The organism is Gemmiger formicilis (assembly GCF_016901605.1).
GTDB classification, from domain to species: Bacteria; Bacillota; Clostridia; order Oscillospirales; family Ruminococcaceae; genus Gemmiger; species Gemmiger formicilis_B.
Genome location: NZ_JACJKP010000590.1, coordinates 1 through 295 on the forward strand (window position 1 = coordinate 1; position 295 = coordinate 295).

Genomic DNA, 295 nt, shown 5'->3' on the forward strand with positions numbered 1-295 from the left:
ACGATGCCCAGTCCATCGACCACGCCGCCATGAGTGCCCGCGTTCTGTTTGAGGAAGGGCATATCCGGGATTACCTGGACGATGCCGACGAGGATGAACTGCTGCGCACCGCCGTGGCGTGGCACAGTGCCTACCGGCTGCCCGCCGAACTGGACCAGCGCACCCTTTTGTTCTGCCAGATTTTGCGGGACGCCGACAAGGTTGACATCCTGCGCGTAAACGTAGAAGTGCCCATGGAGGAGATTTACAATGTGACCACCGAAGCACTGCGGCAAAGCCCTGTGAGTCCGGCGGT

At 60.7% G+C, this 295-nt stretch carries 1 pseudogene; it reads left to right on the forward strand.

Annotated elements, in window-relative coordinates:
* Positions 1–295: pseudogene (locus H6B10_RS16045) on the forward strand (HD domain-containing protein); the annotation flags it as partial.